Here is a 22,497-nt window from a genome sequence, read left to right on the forward strand (position 1 = left end):
GTCTGCGATAGACGCAGTCACGCCCTCAGAGGCAAGAAACTACTTCGCTGCCGCAGGATATGAGCCGGAGTAAGCGGGAAACGCTCTAGAAACCCTGATCTGAAGTTCGGCTCGTTTTTCAGCGTGTTCCGAACGAACTTCAGCTTCATGAGTGTGACTAGCAAGTCCATATTTCTAGTGTGGATTTCGGAACTGGAATCCGCTCAGGCGCGCGCTGCACAAATGAAGCGTATTTCAATTCCACCACGCTAGCGCGCCGGCAGAATATTGTGCTCCGGACCATACGGAAAGCCAGTGATATTGTCCGCACCGGTCTCGTTCACGATCAGAATGTCATGCTCCCGGTAGCCGCCTGCGCCCGGCTGGCCCTCTGGGATCATGATCATCGGCTCCATGGATACCACCATGCCCGGCGCCAGGACCGTTTCCACATCCTCGCGCAGTTCAACGGACGCCTCGCGGCCATAATAATGGCTGAGCACCCCGAAGGAATGGCCATATCCGAAGCTGCGGAAAGACAGGAGATCGTGGCTGCGATAGATCTCGTTCAGCTCCGCAGCGATGTCGCAGCAACGGGCCCCTGGACGGATCAGCTCAAGGCCCTTTTCATGGACATGGCAATTGATTTCCCACAGGTGCAAATGCTCTTCAGACGCGTATTCACAGAACAGCGTGCGCTCCAGTGCCGTGTAATAGCCGAAGATCATCGGGAAACAATTGAGGCTGAGAATGTCCCCCGCCTCGACCAGCTTGTTGGTGACCGGGTTGTGGGCCCCGTCCGTATTGATGCCGGACTGGAACCAGGTCCAGGTGTCCATCAGCTCCACGAACGGAAATGACTTGGCGATCTCCCGGATCATGGCATTGGTTGAGGCAATGGCCACCTCATGTTCCGGCACTCCGGCCCCGACGGCATCCACCAGCGCTGCGCCGCCCACATCGCAGATCCGGGCGCCTTCCCGGATAAGGACGTGCTCCTCTGCGCTTTTGATCGTGCGCTGCACCATGGCGTCTGCGGCCACATCCACAAACTCCACCCCGGGAAACACGCCTTCCAGAGCTTTCAGAAGATCCAGTGAGACATGGTCGAACTCCAGACCGATCCTGCGGATCCGGGAACTTGGCCAGCCCAGCAGGCTCTGCACCGCGTGGAAAAAATTGTCCCGCTGCCAGTCGGTATAGATCACGGTGTCCCCATGGGTGCGGCGCCAGGGCTGGCCGCCGTCAATCCCGGCAGCAACGGTGCTTGCGGTATCCTGGGTGACGACAAAGCCGTATTTCCGGCCGAAGGAGCAATAGAGAAAACCCGAATAATAGCAAATGTTGTGATAGGAGGTGAACAGACAGGCCTCAATCTGGCGGGACTCCATCAACTCGCGCAGATTTGCCTGCCGCCGGTCCATCTCATGCGGTGAAAACGGCGAAAAGGCCTTTTCACCATTGTTCATTTCATAAATGCGGATCATGTCTTTGCTCATGGTACAGCTCCTTTCCACTGTCTCTTGTCTGCTCTGCAAACTCCGATTTCAGACCGGGCTATCGTCCAGCCATTAATCCGCCGGTGTGTGCAGCCAGGTTTCTGTCTGGGCCTCAAACGCAAAGCGGGCCGGTTTCTCTCAAAAGAAACCGGCCCGCCAGGCCCAAATTCAAATTGTCATGCTGCCGGGAAGACCTGTCTGCGCCTTCCACCCGGTGACTGGCGTTCCGCCACCGGCATCCTGTGAGCAGCGAGGCGGACGCATCATGCGTTCCCCTGAACGCAAAAAGTGTCCACCCTTTAAGAATATGGTCAACCGGAACCGGTTAACCACCCAGGCCAGGTTAGCCGGGTGTCAGCCCCCGCAACCGTTCGGAGCGCCTGCGCAGCAGTTCCAGCACCGTCAGCAGGGCGACGGAGATCACCACCATGAGGGAGGCCACCGCCAGAATGGTCGGCGAGATCTGCTCCCTGAGCCCGGTGAACATCTGCCACGGCAGGGTCTTCTGACCGGCAGACCCGAGGAACAGCACAACCACCACTTCGTCAAAGGAGGTGATGAAGGCAAACAGCGCTCCGGACACAACACCCGGCACAATCAGCGGCATCTGCACCTTGAAGAAGGTCCGAACCGGATCGGCCCCCATGCTGGCCGCCGCCCGGACAAGGCTCTTGTCGAAGCCGACCAGGGTCGCCGTCACCGTGATGATGACAAAGGGCGTTCCAAGAACCGCATGCGCAAGCACCACACCGAAATAGGTGCCTTGCAGGCCAATGGACGAATAGAAGAAATACATGCCCGCCGCAGAAATGATCAGCGGCACGATCATCGGCGAAATCAGCATGGCCATGATCGCCGAGCGGAACGGGACATGGGACTGGGACAGGCCAATGGCCGCAAGGGTTCCCAGAACCGTGGCCATGAGCGTGGCCACGGGTGCAATCATGACCGAATTCTTCAGCGCCTGCTGCCAGTCCGGATTGGTGAAAAAGTCTTCATAATGCTTCAGGGAATACCCGGCCGGGTCAAGGGCCAGCATTTCCTTGGTGAAGGTGAAGAAGTCCTGAGCATTGAAGCTCAACGGCAGGATCACCAGGATCGGAAAGATCAGGAAGAAGAAGATCACACCGCACAGAAACCGGAACGAATAGAACCAGGTTTTCTGCAGCGGGGAGGCGTATGGTGGAAGTGCGCTCATATCGTCCTCCTATCCGAGTTTCACGTTATCGATGCCGACGATCTTGTCGTAGACCACAAAGAGGATCAGCACCGCCACCAGAAGCAAGGACCCCAGGGCAGCTGCCAGCCCCCAGTTCAGCGACGAGGAGATGTGATAGGCAATCCGGTTGGAAATGAAAATGCCAGAGGTGCCGCCAACCAGTTCCGGTGTGATGTAGTAGCCGATAGACAGGATGAACACCAAGACGGCACCGGCGCCGATCCCCGGAACCGACTGCGGGAAATAGACCCGCCAGAACGCTGTCCAGTCATTGGCGCCAAGGCTTTTCGCAGCACGCACATAGGAGGGCGAAATCGTCTTCATCACAGAGTAGAGCGGCAGGATCATGAAGGGCAGAAGGATATGCGTCATCGCGATAATGGTGCCGGTCTGGTTGTTGATCATCACCAGACGGCCTGCGTCGCTGATGATCCCGGTCCAGACAAGGAAGTCGTTGATCACTCCCTGTTGCTGCAACAGCACTTTCCAGGCGGAGGTGCGCACCAGAAGACTGGTCCAGAAGGGCAGAAGCACCAGGATCATGAGCAGGTTTGACGTCCGCAGCGGCAGCGCGGCCAGCAGAAAGGCGATCGGGTAGCCAAGCAGCAGACAGGACACCGTAATGACAATGGACAAAAACAGCGTGCGGCCGAACAGGAACAGATAGATCCGTTCGTCTTCCGGCTTCATTTCAATGCCGTTTTCGGTCTGTTTGGCGTCAAAGGCGTTCAGAAAATATCCCGGCGTATAGGCGGGCGAAAAGCGCTGCAGGACCTGCCAGGTCTGCACATCGCCCCATTTTTTGTCCGCCTGCAGGAATTGCTCCTTGAACGGTCCGGCCTCATCCATGCGATTGATGCGTCTGCCGGTCTTTCGGAAGAGGCTCGAAATGCCGCTTTGCTCATAGTTCAGCCGGGAGCCGAGACGGGTATGTTTTTTCTCCGCCACCGCGACCACCATGTCGTCATACAGTGCGGCAAACACGGCTTCATCCGGCACCTGGTCCGAAGCCGGGTCCCAGGCGGACAACGAAACAACCGTTTTTGGAAGGGTGTCGGAGACGATACCGTTTTCCACCGACCTGTAGAGCATGTCCATGATTGGAAAGAGGAAAGTGATCAGGACAAAAATCAGCAGGGGTGCAATCAGCAACAGGGCGCGCATCTTTTCGCGCCGCAAGGCTTGTCGAAGGGCCGCTTTTAACGGCAGGCCATCCTGCGTTGTCAGCACCTGTCCATCGTGAGTGGTATCGCTCATATAGGGTCTTCCGCAAATCTCAACAGAAAATCCGGGCGGGGGTTCCCGCCCGGATCAAAGCCATCAGGCGTTACTGCGACAGCCAAGCCTGGAATTTGGCGTCGATGTCATCGCGGTAATCCGCCCACCACTCGTAGTTATAGAGGAAGGTGTTCTTGGCGTTGTTCGGGTCTGTCGGCATGTGCGGGGCCATGTCGATACCGAGGGTTGCGTGTTTGCCGACCAGCGGTGCGGACGACTTGCGCGCCGGGCCGTAGGAAATGTACTTGGCCTGATCAGCAAGGCGCTGGGTGTCGGTTGCGAAGTAGACAAGCTTCTTCACTTCAGCAAGACGGTCCTCCGGAAGACCGGCCGGGATGATCCAGCCGTCCAGATCAAAGACCTGTGCGTCCCAAAGCATTTTCACCGGCTGCTTCTGCTCTTCGATCAGAGCAAACAGACGGCCGTTATAGGTGGAGCCCATCACGACTTCCTTGTCGGCGAGCAGCTGCGGGGTTTCCGCACCCGCGGACCACCAGACAACGCTGTCCTTGATGGAGTCGAGTTTCTTGAATGCGCGTTCCTGGCCTTCTTCGGTCTCCAGAACGTTGTAGACATCTTCCTTCGGCACACCGTCACACAGAAGAGCCCATTCCATGTTGTTGATCGGACGCTTTTCCAGGGACCGCTTGCCCGGGAAGGTTTCCAGATCGAACACGTCACAAATGCTGGTCGGCTCCTTGCCGCCCCATTCTGCAACGTCGGACCGGTAGCCGAATGTGGTGGAGTAGACAATCTGCGGGATGAAACACTCGGAGACCAAAAGGTCACCGAAATCGTCCGATGCAGAGGTTCCGTCCGGAGCCGGAGCCAGATCCTTGTCCGGATCGATTTCCATCGCAAGACCTTCGTCACACAGGCGGATCGCGTCGGACGCAACCACGTCGACCAGATCCCAGGTGACATTGCCAGCTTCGTTCATGGCGCGAAGTTTGGCGACCGCTTCTGCAGATGATTCATCCCAGATGATGTTAATGTCCGGATGATCCTTCATATAAGGGTCGGTGTAGGCAGCCTTTTGGGAAGCCTGGTAGGCACCACCCCAGGAAACGACCGTGAGGTCTTTCGCGCTTGCTGCGCTCGCGGCAAATGCCAGGGCCGTGCCGGCCAGAATAATAGTCTTGAGCTTCATGTATTTAGCTCCCTCTTTTAGGATTGAACGGATCAATGTCCGTCGTTGTCGCAGGCGGCCTGAAACGGCCGCCGGGCGAATTCAGGCAACCACGTCGAGCGCTTTGCAGTCATTCAAGGCCCAGCCGACCTGGACCGTCTCGCCGACATGCAGCGTGCGCTTCTCTCCGCGGTTACGGACCTTGACGATGAACTCGTCATTTCCAGCCACATTCATGCGAACGCGGATGTGATCCCCAAGGTAAATCAATTCTTCGATCCTGCCATTGACAAGATTGTCCATTGCATCATGCGTATCGAACTCGACCCGCTCTGGACGCAAGGACAGGGTAGTCAAATCCCCGACCTCGGACACATTGACCTTGTCGGCCTTCAGCCGAGTGCCGTCGTCAAGTTCAACCAGGCATTCTTCGCCCTGGATACTGACCACTTTGCCGTTCAACTTGTTGTTTTCACCAATGAACTGCGCCACAAAGGAATTTTGCGGATCTTCATAGAGATCATCCGGGGTCGACAGCTGCTGGATGACACCATCATTAAACACGGCCACCCTGTCGGACATGGTCAATGCTTCGGTCTGGTCATGGGTCACATAGACGACCGTGACACCCAAATTCTCGTGGATGTGCTTGATTTCATACTGCATTTGCTCACGCAACTGCTTGTCAAGCGCTCCGAGAGGCTCGTCCATCAGCACCAGTTCCGGGTCGAACACAAGCGCACGGGCCACTGCAACGCGCTGCTGCTGGCCGCCGGACAACTGCGCCGGACGCCGGTTGCCAAAACTGCCAAGCTCGACCATGTCGAGCGCGCGCTGAACCTTCTCGGCCTGTTCCGCCTTGCCCACATTGCGAACCTGAAGCGGAAAGGCGAGGTTCTCTGCCACTGTCATGTGGGGAAACAACGCATAGTTTTGAAACACCATGCCAATACCGCGCTTGTGCGGAGGCACATTGTTGATCGGCCGGTCATTCAGGTAGATTTCCCCGTGGGTCGCCGGTTCAAATCCTGCAAGCATCATCAGGCAGGTTGTTTTTCCGGACCCGGACGGGCCGAGCATCGTCAGAAATTCACCAGGAGGAATGTCTAGATTGAGGTTCTTTACGACCAGGGTTTCCCCGTCATAGCTCTTTTGAACGCTGTCATACTTAACAGCAGCGCCCCTCGTATTCGCCATATTGTCCCCAAATCCAATTCTATTGTTAATGGGCACCACAGATAAACCCGCAGGCCAAAGCTCTGCCAGACAGATATCGCTCCGTGCTGCCGAAGCTAGAAAAACAAAAAAGCAGGTTCATTGAAAGGGGCTTGTGAAAAAAAATGTATATTTTTTGATCAGCGCCCGACTTAATATTTTGCATTGTGGCAGAAAGAAGGAAAATCTACTCACAAGGAAATCGGCGGGAGACTCGTACGTCTTTCTCCCATAACACACATATTTTTTGCGCGCTGACTTAGACAACAGAATGTCCTTGTGATGGTTCCGTGACGTTTGATCTTGAACCTGCCTAAATGCGACGCAATTCGATCAAAAATCGCCGTCTTCCATCGTCGAACGTTGCGGTCTCAAATGGTTGCCAGGCTGGCGGATGGCCCGTCCATCGGGCAAGTCTCTTGAAGCCGGACCGCTGTCTCAGTTACGGTCCGCAAAACGCAGGAATCACCGTGCCCGATCCAAGCTCCCAGACGCCGCTCTTTCTGACCACAAAAGAGGTTGCCGACCTTCTACGGGTGAAAGAACGCAAGGTTTATGATCTGGCAGCCGCCAATGAAATCCCCCACCGCCGGATCACCGGCAAGTTGCTGTTTCCGGCGGAGGCCTTGAAGCGCTGGATCGACGGGCCTGATGAAGACGCGAACGCGGACCGGCCGACCGTTCTGGCCGGTTCCCATGACCCCCTGCTCGACTGGGCCATCCGGGCCTCCGGCTGCGGATTTGCAACCCTTTGCAACGGCAGCCGGGACGGGCTGGACCAGTTTCAGTCCCGGCAGGCCGCCGCCGCCGGCCTGCATCTGCCTCAAGAGACCGGCTGGAACACCGACGCAGTGCAGGAAGCCGGTGTCACCGGCGCGGTTCTGATCCACTGGGCCGTCCGCACACGCGGGCTGCTCGTGTCGGAAGACGCAGCACCAGATATCAAGACGCTCGCCAACCTGAAAGGCAAACGCATTGCCATGCGCCAGCCCGGTGCCGGGGCTGCGATCCTGTTTACGAAGCTTCTGACAGAGGCCGGGCTGAGCGAAACGGATATTCTCCCCGCAGCGCATCCGGCCCACACGGAAAGTGATGCGGCAGCAGCCGTTGCGGCCCAGGAGGCTGATGCCGCGCTTGGCCTAAAGGCCATGGCCAGGCAATTCAAGCTGCCGTTCCTGCCGCTTGTCGCGGAGCAGTTCGATCTTCTGATCGACCGCAAGTCCTATTTCACCCCCGCCGTGCAGACCTTGCTGGCCTTTGCCCGGACCAGCGCGTTTCAGGAAAAGGCGGTCACCCTTGGCGGCTACGATCTTGACGGCCTTGGCTCTGTCCGCTGGATTTCTCCCTGACCCGCCCCTTCCTTTCTCTGACAACAGGTCCGGCCTTTCATGAGCGATCTCCGTCCCCACGAAATCATGGTTCCCACCTCCGCCCCCGATGATGCCAGGCTGCATTTCATCGGGCAGATCAGCACACCCTGGACGGAGCGCAAAGACTGCCCCCGCCAGGGCCGGCAGGACGGCCCAGAATGCCGGATCGACGTGTTCGAGCCCTGGGTGCCGGCCCTGAAAGGCTTGGAAGCCTATGAGCAGATCGAAGTGCTGTATTGGCTCGACAAGTCCCGGCGGGATCTGGTGGTTCAAAATCCGGGCCACAGTGAAGGCAACGCCACATTCGGCACCTTCGCCCTGCGGTCCCCGGTACGCCCCAACCCGATCGGTACGGCCAGCGTTCGGCTGGTCAAGGTGGAGGGCGCCAGCCTGACCGTTAAGGGGCTCGACTGCCTTTCCGGAACCCCCTTGATTGACCTCAAGCCGGACCGCTGTGCTTTTACGCCTAAAGCCGCCCCGAAGGACTGAGTTGTTGCTGAAAGGAACAGGGCCTCGACCTGCGGCTTGCTTGACAAGCCTGCAAGGCGGATGGCACTCCGCCAGACAAAAACCCGCCCCAGCGGCATCCGGAGGACTTCATGCAGCCCCTTTCCAAGACCCACCCAACCAGCATCAACGGCGTTGTCCGTGTGGAACTGGACGGCCCTGTTGGCCTGATCGCGCTCAACAACCCACCGGTCAATGCGGCCTCCCATGCGCTGCGGACGGGCATATGGCAGGCCGTTGAGGCTCTGGCCGCCGAGCCCGGCATCAAGGTCATCGTCCTTTATGGCGAAGGCCGCACCTTCATTGCCGGAGCCGATATTCGCGAATTTGGTAAGCCCCCTGCGGATCCCTGGCTGACGGAGCTGTGCAGCTTCCTGGAAGACTGCGCAACGCCTGTTGTCTGCATTCTCCACGGTACAACCCTTGGCGGAGGCCTGGAAGTCGCCCTTGCCAGCCATGCCCGGGTGGCCCTTGAAGGCACAAAGATCGGCCTGCCTGAAGTTACGCTTGGCATTTTGCCCGGTGCAGGCGGCACCCAGCGCGCGCCCCGCCTTGCGGGCATCAAGACGGCACTGGACCTGATCACCAGCGGCAAGCCCGTGTCTGCAGACGCCGCCCTTGAGAGTGGCCTGATTGACCGGATCAGCAGCGGCCAGCCCCGCGAGGTTGCTCTGCAGACGGCACAAGATGTACTGAGCGGAGCCCTCAAGACCCGCCGGACCTGCGACCTGGAAGTGGTTCCTGACCCTGTTGCGCTCGCCGCCATGCGTGACACACTGGCCCGAACCCAGCCGCTGCTGTTTTCACCCCTGAAATGCGTGGATGCGGTGGAAGCCAGCCAGCTGCCGCGTGACGCTGGCCTGAAAGAAGAACGGCGCCTTTTTGAAGCCTGTATCGACAGTCCCCAGCGCGCCGGGCTGATCCATGCGTTTTTTGCCGAACGGGCCGTTGCCAAGGTCCCTGAAGCTGCCGCTACGCCGCGCCCGCTCAGCCGGATCGGCGTGATTGGCGGCGGCACCATGGGGTCCGGCATTGCGACGGCCGCGCTGCTCGCCGGATTTGACGTCACCTTGAGCGAACGGGATCAGGATGGCCTTGACCGGGGCACGGCCACCATTGCGGCCAATCTGGACGGGGCAGTGAAACGGGGCAAGCTGAAACAGGCGGAGCGGGACGCCATTCTCGCGTCCAGACTCACCACCGCCACGGATCTGGAGACGCTTTCTGAGTGCAGCCTCATCATCGAAGCCGTGTTTGAGGACATGGCGGTGAAGAAAGAGATCTTCACAACGCTCGGCAAGACCGCGAAGGACGGCGCGATCCTCGCCTCCAACACCTCGTATCTGGACATTGACCAGATCGCCGCCGTCACCGGTCGCCCGGAAGACGTGATCGGCCTGCATTTCTTCTCCCCTGCCCATCTGATGCGGCTGATGGAAGTGGTGGTGGCCGAAAAGACCGGGGCTGATGTGGCTGCGACCGGGTTTGCCCTTGCCAGGAAACTGAAAAAGATCGCCGTCCGCTCCGGCGTCTGCGACGGGTTCATCGGCAACCGCATCATGACGTTCTACAAAAAGTCCGCCGATTATATGATGATGGATGGGGCAAGCCCTGAAGAGATTGACCGGGCCATGACCGGGTTCGGCTTCGCCATGGGCCCCTATCAGGTGGCCGATCTTGCCGGGCTGGACATTAGCTGGGCGGCCAACAAGCGCCGCGCAGCCACCCGCCCGGCGGAAGAACGTTATGTCCCGATCGCCGACAGGCTGTGCGAACAGGGCTGGTTTGGCCGCAAAACCGGTCAAGGCTTCTATCTTTACGGCGATGAGGGCCAGGGCGCCAACCCTCAGGCGCTCGCCATCCTTGAAGAAGAACGGGCAAAGGCAGGCGTGACGGCCCGCAGCTTCTCGGAAGAGGACATCGTTAGCCGGTTTGTGACCGCAATGATCCTCGAGGCCTGCCGCGTCCTGGAAGAAGGCATTGCGTTGAGGCCGGTCGATATCGATGCGGTGTTCCTGTTCGGCTACGGTTTCCCGCGCTTCCGCGGCGGTCCGATGCACACGGCCGACCAGATCGGCGCAGCGGAGCTGGTGCGGCGGATCGAAACCTATGCCAAAGAGGACAGCTATTATTGGCAGGTTCCTGCGCTGTTGAGGCAAATGGCAGAAACCGGCGGCACCTTCGCCGCCCGCAACGAGGCCACCTGACCATCGTTTTCCCACACCCCTGCCGCCCCGGCCCTGCGCCGGGGGCCGATGCGCCTGTGCCGTTCAAGACCAGATCCCGGCACGGCCGGGAAGACGCTCTTGGTGAGGATGATATTATCTGAGTTTGGCCAGCAAAGCTGAAAGCAGCTCAAAGAAGCCATCCGCGTTGGCGCCAAGCGCCACATCGGTATTGGCGTCTTTTCCACTGAGTTTCAAAAGGTCATGCACAGTTCGCCCAAAGCTGAGACCGCTGTTGGTTTCGACGTCCACGCGCATGGACTTTGTCTCAAAAAGCCCGGGCTGCAACAACCAGGCGACCGTACAGGGATCATGGAGCGCCGGCCCGTCAAAGCCGTGGCGGTCGCGGTAGGCCTTGTCAAAGAACACGGCAAGATCAGCGAACACCCGGCCAGCATCATTGCCCAGATCCCTCAAGGCCTTGACCCGCTGCGGTGTCGCAATAACCTGGTGGGTGACATTGAGACCGAACATGGTTTTAGGCACGTCAGCGTCCAGAACAATCTGCGCGGCATGGGGATCGCAATGCATGTTGAATTCGGCCGCTGGAGTGTCGTTGCCGTAATCCGTCGAGCCCCCCATGAAGACGATCCGCTCGATCTTGGACATCACATCCGGCGCCAGCCGCAGCAGGACCGCCAGATTGGTCAGCGGCCCGGAGGCAACCAGGGTGATCTTGTCCGGGGAGGCGCGCAACGTGTCGGTCAGGAACGCGATGGCCGCCTTGTCCTGGGCGCGGCTGACAGGCGGTCCGATCTCGGGCGCTTCCAGCCCCGATGTTCCGTGGATGCTGGACGCCTCAATCGCAGGCCCCAGCAACGCCCGGTCGATGCCCCGGTAGACGAGAATATCCGCGCCCAGCCAGTCAAGCACGCGCAGCGCATTGTTGGTGGTCTGGTCGAGCCCGACATTGCCATAGGTGGTTGTGATGCCGAGCACCTGAAGCTCGTCAGAGGCCACCGCCATAGCGATGGAAAAGGCGTCATCAATCCCGGGATCGCAATCAAGAATGATCTTTGTCGTCATACGCCTTGGCTAGCCGAACACCCGCGGCTTGGCAAGGGATCAACGGCCTCCAAACGCAAGTCTGCGGACCGCCGGCACAACGGGCTCAGATCTGTTTTGCCGCCTGCAATCCGCCGCGTGCATAGTCCGGCACGCTGGCCCCGAGCCGCAGCGCCTGGTCCGGATTGGACGCATTGCCCTCCAGCGCCCGCTTTTTCACCCCTTGCAGGATTGCGCCCATCTTGAAAAACGCAAAGGCGAGATAAAAGCCGAAATCGCCAATGCCGCCGAGCCCCATGCGCCGGCAATAATCCGCGATGAAGGCTTCATCCTCCGGCAGGCCCAGGGCCTTGCGCTTCACCCCCGCAAGGCCCCGGCCTTCCGGTCCTGGCGGCCTTTGCCATTGCATGACAAGCGCGGCCAGGTCCGCGAAGGGATGACCGGCCGTGGACAGCTCCCAGTCCAGCACCGCCACACAGTCAGGCCCCTCTTCGGCAAAGATCAGATTGTCGATGCGGTAATCCCCATGCACCAGCGTGCGCTGGCCGTCGTCCTCGGGAATATTGTCCGCCAGCCAGCCGATCAGGGCGTCCATGGCGGCAATCGTCTCCGTTTCGCTCGCCCGGTATTGCTTCGTCCAGCGGGCAATCTGGCGCTCGAAATAATTGCCCTGTGGCCCGAAATCCGACAGACCGAACGCGTCCAGATCCACCTTGTGAATGGCCGCCAGCACCTTGTTCATCTGATCGTAGATCCCGGTGCGCAGGCCAGCGCTGAGCCCCGGCAGCCTCGGATCATCGAACGTCCGGCCCCGTACCCGGTCCATCACATAGAAGGTGGAGCCGATGACACTGTCATCCTCGCACAGTACATGCATTCTGGCCACCGGAACGCCGGACCCGGCAAGCGCCTGCTGCACCTGGAACTCCCGATCAACCGCATGTGCCGACTTCAAAAGAACACCGGGCGGTTTGCGGCGCAGCACATAGTCACCGGACGCGGCCACCAGATGGAAGGTGGGGTTGGACTGGCCGCGGTTGAATTTTTCTGCCCGGACTGGGCCTTTGAAGCCTGCAATGCGTCCTTCCAGCCATGTGCCCAAGCGCTCCAGATCAAGATCGGCCGTGCCCTCTGTCATGTGTTCTCAGACCTTGCCGTTGCCGTATTTTCTCAGTTCCGCGCGGGCGACCTGACGCCGGTGGACGGCATCCGGACCGTCGGCAAAGCGCAAGGTCCTAAGATGGGTCCACATGGCGGCCAGCGGAAAGTCCTGGCTGATCCCGGCCGCTCCGTGCACCTGCATGGCCTCATCCACCACCTTGAGCGCCATCAGCGGGGCGACGACCTTGATCTTGCTGATCCAGGGCTGAGCCGCCCGCGTGCCTTGCGTGTCCATGACCCAGGCCGCCTTGAGGCACAGGAGACGGGCCATCTCGATCTCCATCCGGGCATCGGCAATGATGTCGTGATTGGCGCCGAGATCGCTTAAGGGCTTTCCGAATGCCTGCCTTTGCAGGGCCCGCCGGCACAAAAGCTCCAGAGCCTTTTCCGCCTGGCCGATGGCCCGCATGCAATGGTGGATACGGCCCGGCCCAAGGCGCCCCTGGGCAACCTCAAATCCCCGCCCTTCCCCCAGAACCAGGTCCTCTTCCGGCACCCGCACATTGGCAAAGCGGATATGCATGTGGCCATGCGGGGCATCATCTGCCCCAAACACCTGCATGGGTCGCAGCACCTCGATGCCCGCGGCCCCGCTTGGTACCAGAAACATGGAATGGCGGCTGTGCTTGTGGGCGCCGGGGCTGGTGCAGGCCAGGACGATATAGAGTTTGCAGCGCGGGTCCCCGGCGCCGGTGGCCCACCATTTTTCGCCGTTGAGAACCCAGTCCGCACCGTCGCGTTCGGCGGTCAGGGCCATGCTGGTCGCATCCGAAGACGCAACAGCCGGTTCGCTCATCAGATAGGCGGAGCGGATCTGCCCGTCCAGCAGCGGTTCCAGCCAGCGGCGCTTGTGGTCCTGGGTGCCATAGCGCTCCAGCACTTCCATATTTCCCGTGTCCGGCGCATTGCAATTGAAGACTTCCGCCGCGATACTGACCTTGCCCATTTCCTCGGCGAGATAAGCATATTCCACCGTGGTCAGGCCGAAGCCCCTCTCGCTGTCCGTCAGCCAGAAATTCCAAAGGCCTCGCTCCTTCGCCTTCGCCTTGAGGCCTTCGAGAATTTCAAGCTGGCGCGGGGTGTGCTGAAAGCGGTCACCGGAAGGATGCCCGCCAACTTCATGATGAAATTCGATGTCCAGCGGCGCGATCTCGGTTTCAACCATCTGCCGGACCTGCTCGATCAGTGGCTGCACCCGCCCGGTAATGCCCAGATCCATGACGTCTCCCTAAATGATGTCCCGCGCGCGCCTGCACGCATCCAGATATTCCTGTTCCAGCCGGTCCACAACCGCCGAGACCGGCCCAACCGACTTGATCGCGCCAATCCCCTGTCCCGCCCCCCAGAGCTCCCGCCAGGCCTTCGGCAGCGGACTGTCGCCGGGCATGACGCTCGCGTTCCACTCCGCCGGCAGGTTTTCGGGATCAAGACCGGCTCGCGACAGAGACCCTTTCAGATAATTGGCCGGATGTCCGGTGAAGAGCGACGAGGTCATGATGTCCTCCGCCGCCCCGGTCACCATCATTTCCTTGTAGACTTGGTCGGCGTTGGCTTCGTTCGTCGCGACGAAGGGCGATCCGACATAGCCGAGATCGGCACCCAGCACGCGCGCGGCCAGAAGCGCTTCGCCCGTCGATACCGCTCCGGCAAGGAGCAATGGACCGCCGAACCATTCCCGGATTTCACGAACGAGCGCAAACGGCGACTGCGGACCGCCGTGGCCTCCTGCACCGGCCGCAACGGCGATCAGTCCGTCGGCCCCCTTTTCGATCGCCTTTCTGGCGTATGTGTTATTGATGACGTCGTGAAGAGCGATGCCTCCACAGGAATGCGCCGCCTCATTCACCTCGACGCGCGCACCCATGGACGTGATCCAGACCGGCACCTTCCAGCGGGCGCAAATCTCGACATCCCGCTCCAGCCGGCCGTTGGACCGGTGCACGATCTGGTTGACCGCAAAGGGCGCTGCGGGCTTATCCGGATGGGCTTGGTTGTGCCGGTCGAGCGCTTCGGTGATCTGCTGCAGCCAGATCTCCAGCATAACCGGACCATCCGCCGTATCCCGGGCGTTGAGCGCCGGAAAGCTGCCAATGATCCCCGCCTTGCACTGGGCAATGACGAGATCCGGGCAGGAGACGATGAACAGCGGCGCGGCGACGGCGGGCAGCCGCAGTCCGCTCAGGGCCGCCGGCAAGCGGCGCAGCCTCAACATACTGCCTGCTCCGGCCCGGGGGAGGTCAAATAGAACCGGTTGAGCCAGTCCGCCTTGAGCGCCGGGCGCTCCGCGCCCTCGATCTCTACCGTGGCATGCCACAAAATATCGGTCTCGCCGGGCCGCTTTTGGCGCAGGCTTCCCAAGGCAAAGTGCCCGCGTACCCGGCTGCCAGCCCGCACCGGCGACAGGAACCGGACCCTGTCGAACCCGTAATTGACCCCCATCTGTGCGCCCTCTATCTCCGGCTGGGCTTCCTGCCCCATGGCGGACAGGAGAGAGAGCGTCAGGAACCCGTGGGCAATCGCTCCGCCGAACGACGTGCCGGCGGCCCGCAGCGGGTCCACATGGATAAACTGGTGATCGCCGGTCACAGCGGCAAAGGCATCGATGCGCGCCTGGTCGATCAGATGCCAGGACGACACCCCAACGTCCTCGCCCACACGCTGCGCCAGCCTCTCCAGCGGGAGCCGCCCCCGCCGCACCGGGTCCTTGTCCAATGTCACGTATAGGCCTCCTGAAACAGGTCCGGTCCGGTTTCCACATTGATCCCGCCACTCAGCGGCAGAACCGCCCCGGTGACATAGGCACCGCCCGGCCCGCACAGGAACTGCATGGCAGCGGCGATATCCTCCTTTCGCCCGACCCGGCCGAGGGGCACCTGCGCCCCGACCCGCGCGCGGACCGTCTCGTCCTGCGTGGCAAAGGCGGTCATCTTGCTGACAAAAGGCCCGGGGGCCAGCGCATTGACGGTGATCCTGCGTCCGGCCAGTTCCTTGGCGAGGATCCGCGTCAGATGGTGCACGGCCGCCTTGGATGCCGCATAGCTGTAGGCCCTGTCCCCATGGGGCACCTCGCCCATGACCGAGCCGACATTGACGACCCGGGCCGGATCCGGGCCACTGGCCGCCGCACCCAGCAGCGGCAGAAGCGTCTGGGTCAGGTGAAAGAGCCCTGTGACGTTCACCTGCATGACCCGCTCCCAGGCCCCATAGGGAAAGGCCCCGAGCGGCGCGCCCCAGCTGGTGCCTGCATTGTTCATCAGAATATCGAGCCGGTCCGTGCGCCCGCCAACTCCGGTGCACAGCGCGTCAATGCCCTCCTCGCTGGCCACGTCGCCGCCGAAGCCCTCCGCGGTTCCGGTCAGGCCCAGAGCATTGAGGGCGTCTGCCGCGTCCCGGCAGGCCTCTGCCTTGCGGCTGGCAATCAGGACCCTTGCCCCTGCAGCCATCAGGCCTTCCGCTGCCATCAGGCCGATGCCCGTTGCCCCGCCAGTGACCAGTGCGGTCTTGCCCTCAAGGCTGAACAATGCGTCTGGGGTCATAGCCCGCCCTCGAAAAATTGCTGACGCAGCATACGTTTGGACACTTTTCCGGTCGCAGTCAGCGGCAGCTGGTCCAAAAACACTACGCTCTCAGGCACCTGCCATTTGGCAAGCTTTGCCTTTAGCAGCGCCAGAATATCCTCTTCCTGCGGCCGCGCGTCCTCCCGCGCAACCACCACCAGCAAGGGCCGCTCGTCCCATTTCGGGTCTGGCACCGCGATTACCGCACAATTGGCGACCTCCGGATGGGACATGACGATGTTTTCCAGATCAATGGAGCTGATCCATTCCCCCCCGGACTTGATCAGATCCTTGGACCGGTCCGTGATCTGCAGGAACCCATCGGGATCGATCGTTGCGATATCACCGGTCGAAAACCAGCCCTCTGCATCAAAGGCCGGTGCCGAGGCCTCCGGATCGTTGAAATAGCCGGAGGTGACCGTGTTGCCGCGCACATAAAGGTGGCCCGGCGACACCCCGTCCTGGGGCACCAGGGCGCCTTGATCGTCGACCAGTTTCATCTCCACACCAAAAACGGCCCGGCCCTGGGACTGTTTCCGGTCGATCCGCTCCTCCAGCGGACAATCCGCCATGGCGGGCGGCAGATTGCCCTGGGTGCCGACCGGGCTCATTTCGGTCATGCCCCAGGCATGGCAGACATTGACGCCCCGGGTCTCGAAGGCCTCGATCATGGCACGCGGGGCCGCCGAACCGCCGATAACCACATCGGCAAAGCCCTTGGGCAAGGCTCCGCGCCGGCCGATCTCGTTCATCAGGCCCAGCCAGACCGTGGGCACCCCCCAGGCGGAATAGACCTCTTCCCGGTCCATCAGGTCGAACAGACTGGTCCCGTCGAGCGCAGCGCCCGGAAAAATGAGGCTCGCCCCGCAAAGCAGTGCCGCATAGGGCAGGCCCCAGGCATTGACATGAAAGAGCGGAACCACCGGCAGAATGCGTCTGCCCTCCTGCAGCACCTTCGGCAGGCTGAGGCACAGGGTAAAAGCATGCAGAACCGTCGAGCGGTGGGAAAAGAGCGTGCCCTTCGGATTGCCCGTGGTGCCGGATGTGTAGCAGAGCCCGGCCGCCTCTGTCTCCTCGATCTCCGGCCAGTCAATCACCCGGCTGCGGCCCTTGAGCAGATCCTCATAGCACAAGACGCCGGGAAGCGAGCTGTCCGGCATATGCTCGCGGCCGGCCAGGATCACGATCTGCAGTCCCGCAGGCAAATGCGGGCGCAGCTTTTCCAGGATTGGCACAAAGGTGGTGTCAACGAAGAGAAGCCGGTCCTCCGCATGGGTGATGATGTAAATCATCTGCTCGGCGGACAGGCGCGGGTTGATGGTGTGGCAGACCGCGCCGATGCCCGAAATGGCGTAATAAAGCTCCAGATGCCGGTAGCCGTTCCAGGCAAGGGTGGCAACCCGGTCGCCCTGTTGCACCCCAAGGGCTGCCAGCCCATGGGCCAGCTGTGCCGCCCGTTCCGCTGTTTCCTGGAACGTGGTTCGGTGAAGATCCCCTTCCGTGCGCACGGACACGATCTCCGCCTGCGGATAAGTTGCCGCCGCAAAGGTCAGGATGTCCGCCACCTTCAGCGGACGGTGCATCATCAGTCCCTTCATGCCGTGTCCTCCCAAACACTGTTGCGTTTTCGCAATCTTTGAAAAAAGGGAACGGCAACCGTAGCGCGTGGCCCCCGATCTGGAAAGGCTGTGCTGCGCGAAAACCTTTGACAGCACGCGCCACTTGGGCCAAACCCCTGCGCGGACCCGCAGCTCCGGTGGCCCCGCTGCGCCAGATGAACTGGCGGCACCTGACGGCACCGGGGACATCCGCAGGAAGGATCGATTTTCCGACATGACCCAGACTTTGGTCATTGCCGTTTGTACCGCGCAGCGCCCCCAGATGCTGACAGCATGCCTCGACAGCCTTGACAAGCTGGTGCACCCGGACGGGGTCGCCCTTGCCGCCGTGGTCGTGGAAAACGATCCGCAGCCAGGATTTTCCGGCGAGGCCGGAGCCGCGCTTGCTGCCCGCCTGTCCCTGCCCGTCACGTTCCACCATGAGCCGCGCAAAGGCATCCCCTTCGCCCGCAACCGGGCGCTGGAGGCGGCTCTGGAGCAAGACCCGGACTGGATCGCCCTGATCGATGATGATGAACGGGCCGAACCGGACTGGATCGAGAAGCTGCTGGGCGCCTGCCGGACCTTCGGCGCGGAAGTGGCCAACGGGCCCGTGCGCCGGATCTATGAGAAGCCTGCGCCCCACTGGTGGAAATCGCAGTTGCTCAAACCCCGGCCGACCGGAACGCAGATCACCGAAGCGCCCACCAACAATGTGCTGGTGAGCGCGCGCCTGGTGCGCCCGGACGGGCTGGGCCTGCGCTTTGACGAGCGCCTGACCTTTGGCAGCGAGGATATCGACTTTTTCCGCCGCGCCCACGGGGCAGGTGCCAAGATGATCTGGGTGGACGATGCCTTTGTCGAAGAAGACATTCCCGCCTCACGCGTCACCACCAAACGCCTTTTGAGCCGCATGCATATGGCTGCCACCTCCGGCGCCTTCAACATTGTGCTGCGCGAAGGCCGTGCCAGCGCGGCCCTGCATTTTATCCCCAAATGCACCCGGCGGATGTTTTTCGGCTTTCTGGCCACCTGTCTCGGATTCTGCCTCAAACCCTTCGCCCGCCAGCGAGGGGAAAAGCTCTTCTACTATGGCCTGATCCGGCTGATGAAAGGCTCGGGCAATCTGCGCGGTCTGTTCGGCCGGGCCCACAATTATTATGACGTGATCGATGGCAACTGAGCAGGCGGATACTTCAGGCAAGCTGGCCCATATCCATCTGGGTGTAGACGGCGGCGCGGAGAAATTCTTCGTGCGCCTGTCTCGCGCGCTTGCCAAACGCGGCGTGAAACAGATCGCCTTCATCCGGCACGACAGGCCCTGGCGCGACGAGCTGGCCGAACATTGCGAGGTGCACGAGCTGAAATTCAGCCGTTCGCATCTGAAGCGCCACTTTGTCCGCTGGGGCATTTCGCGGCAGATCCGCCGCTTCGGAGCCAGGGCAACCCTGGGCTGGATGAGCCCGGCCAGCAAGTGGCTGCCCAAACCTGGGCGGGACATGCGCACCTTTTTGCGCCTCGGCGATTTTCCCGACGGCTTTCACACCTATGGCAATGTTCAGGATCTGATCGGCAATACCCCGGAAATCATCCGCCAGGCAGTCGAGATGGGCTGGCCTGCAGAGCGGGCCCACATGATCAGCAATTTCGTTGAGCCCCTGCCGGACGGTCTCAAACCCGTTACCCGTGCGGACCATGCCACGCCGCAGGACGCAACCGTTCTGATCGCCCTTGGCCGGTTCGTGGAGCGCAAGCGCTTTGACCTGCTGCTGAAGGCGCTTGCCCAGCTTCCGGAGACCGTGCATGCTTGGCTCATCGGGGATGGAGAGCTGATGGACGAGATGAAAACCTTGGCAACGGATCTGGGCGTGGAGACCCGCGCGCACTTCCTGGGCTGGCAAAAGGACCCGTCCCCCTTCCTCCTCGCCGCCGACATTCTCGTGTGCCCGGCCGATGACGAACCCCTTGGCAACGTGGTGCTTGAAGGCTGGAACGCCGGCCTGCCCGTCGTCGCAACAGCCTCTCCCGGGCCAAGCTGGCTGATCGAGCACGGCAAGACGGGGCTTTTATCACCGTGCGGGGATGTGGAGGGGTTGGTGGGAAATATCCAAGCCCTCATTTCAAGCGTCATATGTCGGGAAAAGTTCCAAACAAACGGTCATGCGCGTCAGCAGGAACAGCACTCCGAAGACGCAATCTGCGAGTTCTACGCAAAGCGGCTCGGACTGAAACTCGTCCGCGCTACCTGAGTTTGCGTCGCCAATTGCTTCGTAGGATCGACAGCAACCTAAGAGTCTGTAGCGACGTTCAATTGAAACGGCACCATTCGAATATACCGGGCAACGAGGCACAGAGTTTCTTAATCGGCCTTCTTGAAAAGTGCTGTCTTCCCAAGTCTCTCTATCTCTGCAAAACCGCGTTCGCTGAGATAGGCTCGCAATTCGCTGATCGCCGTTGCACCAACGATATGAGGGTGCATTTCAACCACGATGGTCGAAACGTTCGCAAGATCGCAGTTCGGAAGTAGGTCGATTTCCGCTCCCTCGGCATCAATGATTATCGCAGTGGGACGAAACTCATCGACAACACCAGAAATAGCGTCCGCTTCTACGAGGGTCGGTGTTCCCAGTTTTCGATCAACGAGCGATGAAGACAGAACATGTTCTGAGAAAAAAAACTCGAGTTCACCACTGGTTACCGCAACAACCCTGCTTCTCAGATTGGGACGCATTCCGTTCAAAGAATAATTTGCCTCAATTACAGGCTTCATCTTCGGGTTCGGTTCATAAGACAAAATGTTGTCCTGGCCGCAGATTTTTGCACAAGCAATGCCGATAAAACCGATACCGGCACCAACCTCCAGAACGCGGTCCTGCGCTGTTATTCCCAGCCGGACCGACTTAAGCTCAGGGGTCTCGTAGTCCCTTTGCAGCAATTGCTTGCGTATTCCCTTTGGGACAAATTCCGGATCGGTGTTGAGAACGACCCCGCCAATAGAAATTGTCTTGTAGTTGAGTTTTCGCCTTATTTTATAGGCAATCCTCTTGGTGATTTTCCCAAGCATGCAGAAACCTTTTTCTACCCGTCGATCCACTCCCCAAGCAGACCGAGAACCCGCTTGTATAAAGCTGCCAAGCTGAGTCAAGTGGAATGAGATTGGTCCACCCAGATACGGGACGTCTATCGGTCCGATCCGTTCACGTTTCTTTCTGATGGGTTGCATAGGGTCAAAACCTGCTAAGCGCAGCCATTGTGTAGCACATGCCATCAAGCTATGATGGCGACTTGATATCATGCCAATACGGGCGTGAGACGTAAATTCTGTCTCGCGGCTTGTATGCGCAATAGGGACGAGTACGAAAGAAACTGAATTGTCCGTCGTCAGGTATTTTGAGACTGATGGCTTCCTGACTTAAGGAGGGGCTGGCGCATCTGGATTTCAATTATCCAGCGGAGTTTTCGTGTTGCAAGCGTCGTTATTCCATGGTCCTCCGTTTGATCTTTTCCCGTTCGAGGAGGATGGTCTGGCCGCGCCCGGTATAGACGTCGGCCGGGGTGAGATTGTTCAGGCTCTCGTGCCTCTCGGCGTTGCAAGCAACGCCTGCTGGCCAGCGGATAGCGCCGGTGGTTGTAGTATCCAATAAAGGCGTCAACCTGTGCTGCCAGGTCATCTGGCATAAAGTAGTTTTCCAAGAGGATCCGGTTCTTCTGGGTCTGGTGCCAGCGTTCAATCTTGCCCTGGGTTTGGGGATGGTAAGGCGCGCCGCGCGTATGTGCCATGCCCTTTCCAGCTAGGTATTCGGCCAGATCTCCGGAGATGTAAGACGGCCCGTTGTCTGAGAGAAGTCTCGGGCGATGAACGAGGTTGACTTCATCGAGCCCGGAGGCCTCCAGTGCCAGATCGAGAGTGTCCTGAACATCGCTCGCGGCCATGCCGGAGCATAGTTTCCAGGCGATGATGTATCGGGAGAAGTCGTCTAGCACGGTGGACAGATAGAACCATTCCCAGCCGATCACCTTCAGATACGTAAAATCGGTCTTCCAGAGCTGGTTGGGTGCCGTGGTTTTCTCCTGGAACTCATCAGCGGCTTTCATCACGATAAAGGCTGGGCTGGTGATGAGGTCGCAGGCCTTCAGAAGCCTGTAAACACTGGCTTTCGAGATGAGATAGCGGCGTTCGTCAGTGAACTTGATGGCCAGCTCTCTGGGAGACAGTTCAGGCTCGTCGAGCGCTATTTCGAGCACCTGCTTGCGAACGGAATTCGGGATGCGGCTCCAGACGCGGCCCGAGCCGCCACGCCGGACTGCCAGCGCGGCCTCGCCAAAGCGGCGGTAAAGGTCATACCAGCCGACATTACTGTCCGGGAAAATTCTGATTTAGGATAAAAAAGGCCCGTTTTGTAAGGAGATCGTCTAGAATCGTGGTTGCAACGCCTGATTCAGAACCTCTCCCAAAAACGGACCCAGAAATGACCCTAAGCGTTTTTCATCAGATCATAAAGCATCTTCCCCGCCGCCAGATCAATTCCCTCACCGCAGCCTATGCGAGTGACAAATGGTGTAAGCGATTTTCCACTTTCGAGCACCTTGTGACGATGATTTATGCTCAACTGTCCGGCCAGGTTAGCCTTCGTGATCTTGAAGCATTGAACCGCCCCGGGTTTGCCGGAGACCCCAACTCGTGAGAAGTAGGGTCTATGACAAGCAAGACAACGAACAAATTTTCCCCTGAAGTCCGTGCCCGCGCCGTTCGGA

19 protein-coding genes and 1 pseudogene are annotated in these 22,497 nt (G+C 60.0%); 6 read left to right on the forward strand and 14 right to left on the reverse strand.

What is annotated here, in order from left to right; genetic code table 11:
- Positions 1-248 precede the first annotated feature (248 nt).
- The 5 genes from ACXAIC_RS23475 to ACXAIC_RS23495 form a co-directional block, all read right to left on the reverse strand.
- Positions 249-1,478 (reverse strand): M24 family metallopeptidase, encoded by a 1,230-nt coding sequence (locus ACXAIC_RS23475; RefSeq protein ID WP_475186473.1) that lies wholly within the window; start codon positions 1,476-1,478, stop codon positions 249-251.
- 343 nt (positions 1,479-1,821) lie between these two features.
- The gene (locus ACXAIC_RS23480) at positions 1,822-2,676 is read right to left on the reverse strand and encodes an ABC transporter permease (RefSeq protein ID WP_475186478.1); all 855 of its coding nucleotides are present in this window, start codon (positions 2,674-2,676) and stop codon (positions 1,822-1,824) included.
- 9 nt (positions 2,677-2,685) lie between these two features.
- Positions 2,686-3,954, reverse strand: a complete 1,269-nt coding sequence (locus ACXAIC_RS23485) for an ABC transporter permease (protein WP_475186482.1) — start codon at positions 3,952-3,954, stop codon at positions 2,686-2,688.
- A 70-nt stretch (positions 3,955-4,024) separates the two neighbouring features.
- Positions 4,025-5,125, reverse strand: a complete 1,101-nt coding sequence (locus ACXAIC_RS23490; protein WP_475186485.1) for an extracellular solute-binding protein — start codon at positions 5,123-5,125, stop codon at positions 4,025-4,027.
- Between the two features lie 81 nt (positions 5,126-5,206).
- Positions 5,207-6,301, reverse strand: coding sequence for an ABC transporter ATP-binding protein (locus ACXAIC_RS23495; protein WP_475186491.1), 1,095 nt, complete (start codon positions 6,299-6,301; stop codon positions 5,207-5,209).
- A gap of 488 nt (positions 6,302-6,789) precedes the next feature.
- Here ACXAIC_RS23495 and ACXAIC_RS23500 point away from each other — a divergent pair, with 488 nt between their 5' ends.
- The 3 genes from ACXAIC_RS23500 (at position 6,790) to ACXAIC_RS23510 (ending at position 10,403) form a co-directional block, all read left to right on the forward strand.
- Positions 6,790-7,668: a substrate-binding domain-containing protein gene (locus ACXAIC_RS23500; protein WP_475186496.1), complete on the forward strand. Its 879-nt coding sequence runs from the start codon at positions 6,790-6,792 to the stop codon at positions 7,666-7,668.
- A gap of 39 nt (positions 7,669-7,707) precedes the next feature.
- Complete coding sequence (tsaA, locus tag ACXAIC_RS23505; RefSeq protein ID WP_475186502.1) at positions 7,708-8,178, forward strand: tRNA (N6-threonylcarbamoyladenosine(37)-N6)-methyltransferase TrmO; 471 nt, start codon at positions 7,708-7,710, stop codon at positions 8,176-8,178.
- Between the two features lie 110 nt (positions 8,179-8,288).
- Entirely contained in the window at positions 8,289-10,403 is a 2,115-nt protein-coding gene (locus tag ACXAIC_RS23510) for a 3-hydroxyacyl-CoA dehydrogenase NAD-binding domain-containing protein (RefSeq protein ID WP_475186505.1), read from the forward strand.
- Between the two features lie 114 nt (positions 10,404-10,517).
- On the opposite strand, the gene ACXAIC_RS23515 is transcribed toward ACXAIC_RS23510, so the two are convergent.
- The 7 genes from ACXAIC_RS23515 to ACXAIC_RS23545 all read right to left on the reverse strand — a co-directional run bounded on the left by ACXAIC_RS23515 (position 10,518) and on the right by ACXAIC_RS23545 (position 17,742).
- Positions 10,518-11,447, reverse strand: coding sequence for a nucleoside hydrolase (locus tag ACXAIC_RS23515; protein WP_475186510.1), 930 nt, complete (start codon positions 11,445-11,447; stop codon positions 10,518-10,520).
- 85 nt (positions 11,448-11,532) lie between these two features.
- Complete coding sequence (locus ACXAIC_RS23520; RefSeq protein WP_475186515.1) at positions 11,533-12,564, reverse strand: phosphotransferase family protein; 1,032 nt, start codon at positions 12,562-12,564, stop codon at positions 11,533-11,535.
- Positions 12,565-12,570: 6 nt separating this feature from the next.
- Positions 12,571-13,806, reverse strand: a complete 1,236-nt coding sequence (locus ACXAIC_RS23525; RefSeq protein ID WP_475186518.1) for an acyl-CoA dehydrogenase family protein — start codon at positions 13,804-13,806, stop codon at positions 12,571-12,573.
- A gap of 9 nt (positions 13,807-13,815) precedes the next feature.
- Positions 13,816-14,799: an NAD(P)H-dependent flavin oxidoreductase gene (locus ACXAIC_RS23530; RefSeq protein ID WP_475186523.1), complete on the reverse strand. Its 984-nt coding sequence runs from the start codon at positions 14,797-14,799 to the stop codon at positions 13,816-13,818.
- Positions 14,793-15,299, reverse strand: coding sequence for a MaoC family dehydratase (locus tag ACXAIC_RS23535; RefSeq protein ID WP_475186551.1), 507 nt, complete (start codon positions 15,297-15,299; stop codon positions 14,793-14,795). The genes ACXAIC_RS23530 and ACXAIC_RS23535 overlap by 7 nt, the downstream gene beginning before the upstream one ends.
- A 2-nt stretch (positions 15,300-15,301) precedes the next feature.
- Entirely contained in the window at positions 15,302-16,123 is an 822-nt protein-coding gene (locus ACXAIC_RS23540) for an SDR family NAD(P)-dependent oxidoreductase (RefSeq protein WP_475186526.1), read from the reverse strand.
- On the reverse strand, positions 16,120-17,742 hold the full coding sequence (locus ACXAIC_RS23545; RefSeq protein WP_475186529.1) for a long-chain fatty acid--CoA ligase: 1,623 nt from the start codon (positions 17,740-17,742) through the stop codon (positions 16,120-16,122). Before ACXAIC_RS23545 ends, ACXAIC_RS23540 begins: the two co-directional genes overlap by 4 nt.
- 235 nt (positions 17,743-17,977) lie before the next feature.
- On the opposite strand from ACXAIC_RS23545, the gene ACXAIC_RS23550 reads away from it, so the two are divergent.
- Complete coding sequence (locus ACXAIC_RS23550) at positions 17,978-18,925, forward strand: glycosyltransferase family 2 protein (RefSeq protein WP_475186534.1); 948 nt, start codon at positions 17,978-17,980, stop codon at positions 18,923-18,925.
- Positions 18,915-19,991: a glycosyltransferase gene (locus ACXAIC_RS23555; RefSeq protein WP_475186538.1), complete on the forward strand. Its 1,077-nt coding sequence runs from the start codon at positions 18,915-18,917 to the stop codon at positions 19,989-19,991. Before ACXAIC_RS23550 ends, ACXAIC_RS23555 begins: the two co-directional genes overlap by 11 nt.
- 110 nt (positions 19,992-20,101) lie before the next feature.
- On the opposite strand, the gene ACXAIC_RS23560 is transcribed toward ACXAIC_RS23555, so the two are convergent.
- Both ACXAIC_RS23560 and ACXAIC_RS23565 read right to left on the reverse strand, forming a co-directional pair.
- The gene (locus ACXAIC_RS23560; protein ID WP_475186541.1) at positions 20,102-20,806 is read right to left on the reverse strand and encodes an FkbM family methyltransferase; all 705 of its coding nucleotides are present in this window, start codon (positions 20,804-20,806) and stop codon (positions 20,102-20,104) included.
- A gap of 412 nt (positions 20,807-21,218) precedes the next feature.
- Positions 21,219-22,089 (reverse strand): annotated as a pseudogene (locus ACXAIC_RS23565) (transposase); the annotation flags it as partial.
- A 122-nt stretch (positions 22,090-22,211) separates the two neighbouring features.
- On the opposite strand from ACXAIC_RS23565, the gene ACXAIC_RS23570 reads away from it, so the two are divergent.
- Entirely contained in the window at positions 22,212-22,427 is a 216-nt protein-coding gene (locus ACXAIC_RS23570; protein WP_475186546.1) for a DUF4372 domain-containing protein, read from the forward strand.
- Positions 22,428-22,497 lie beyond the last annotated feature (70 nt).

The organism is Roseibium sp. AWQ4_254 (assembly GCF_056161025.1).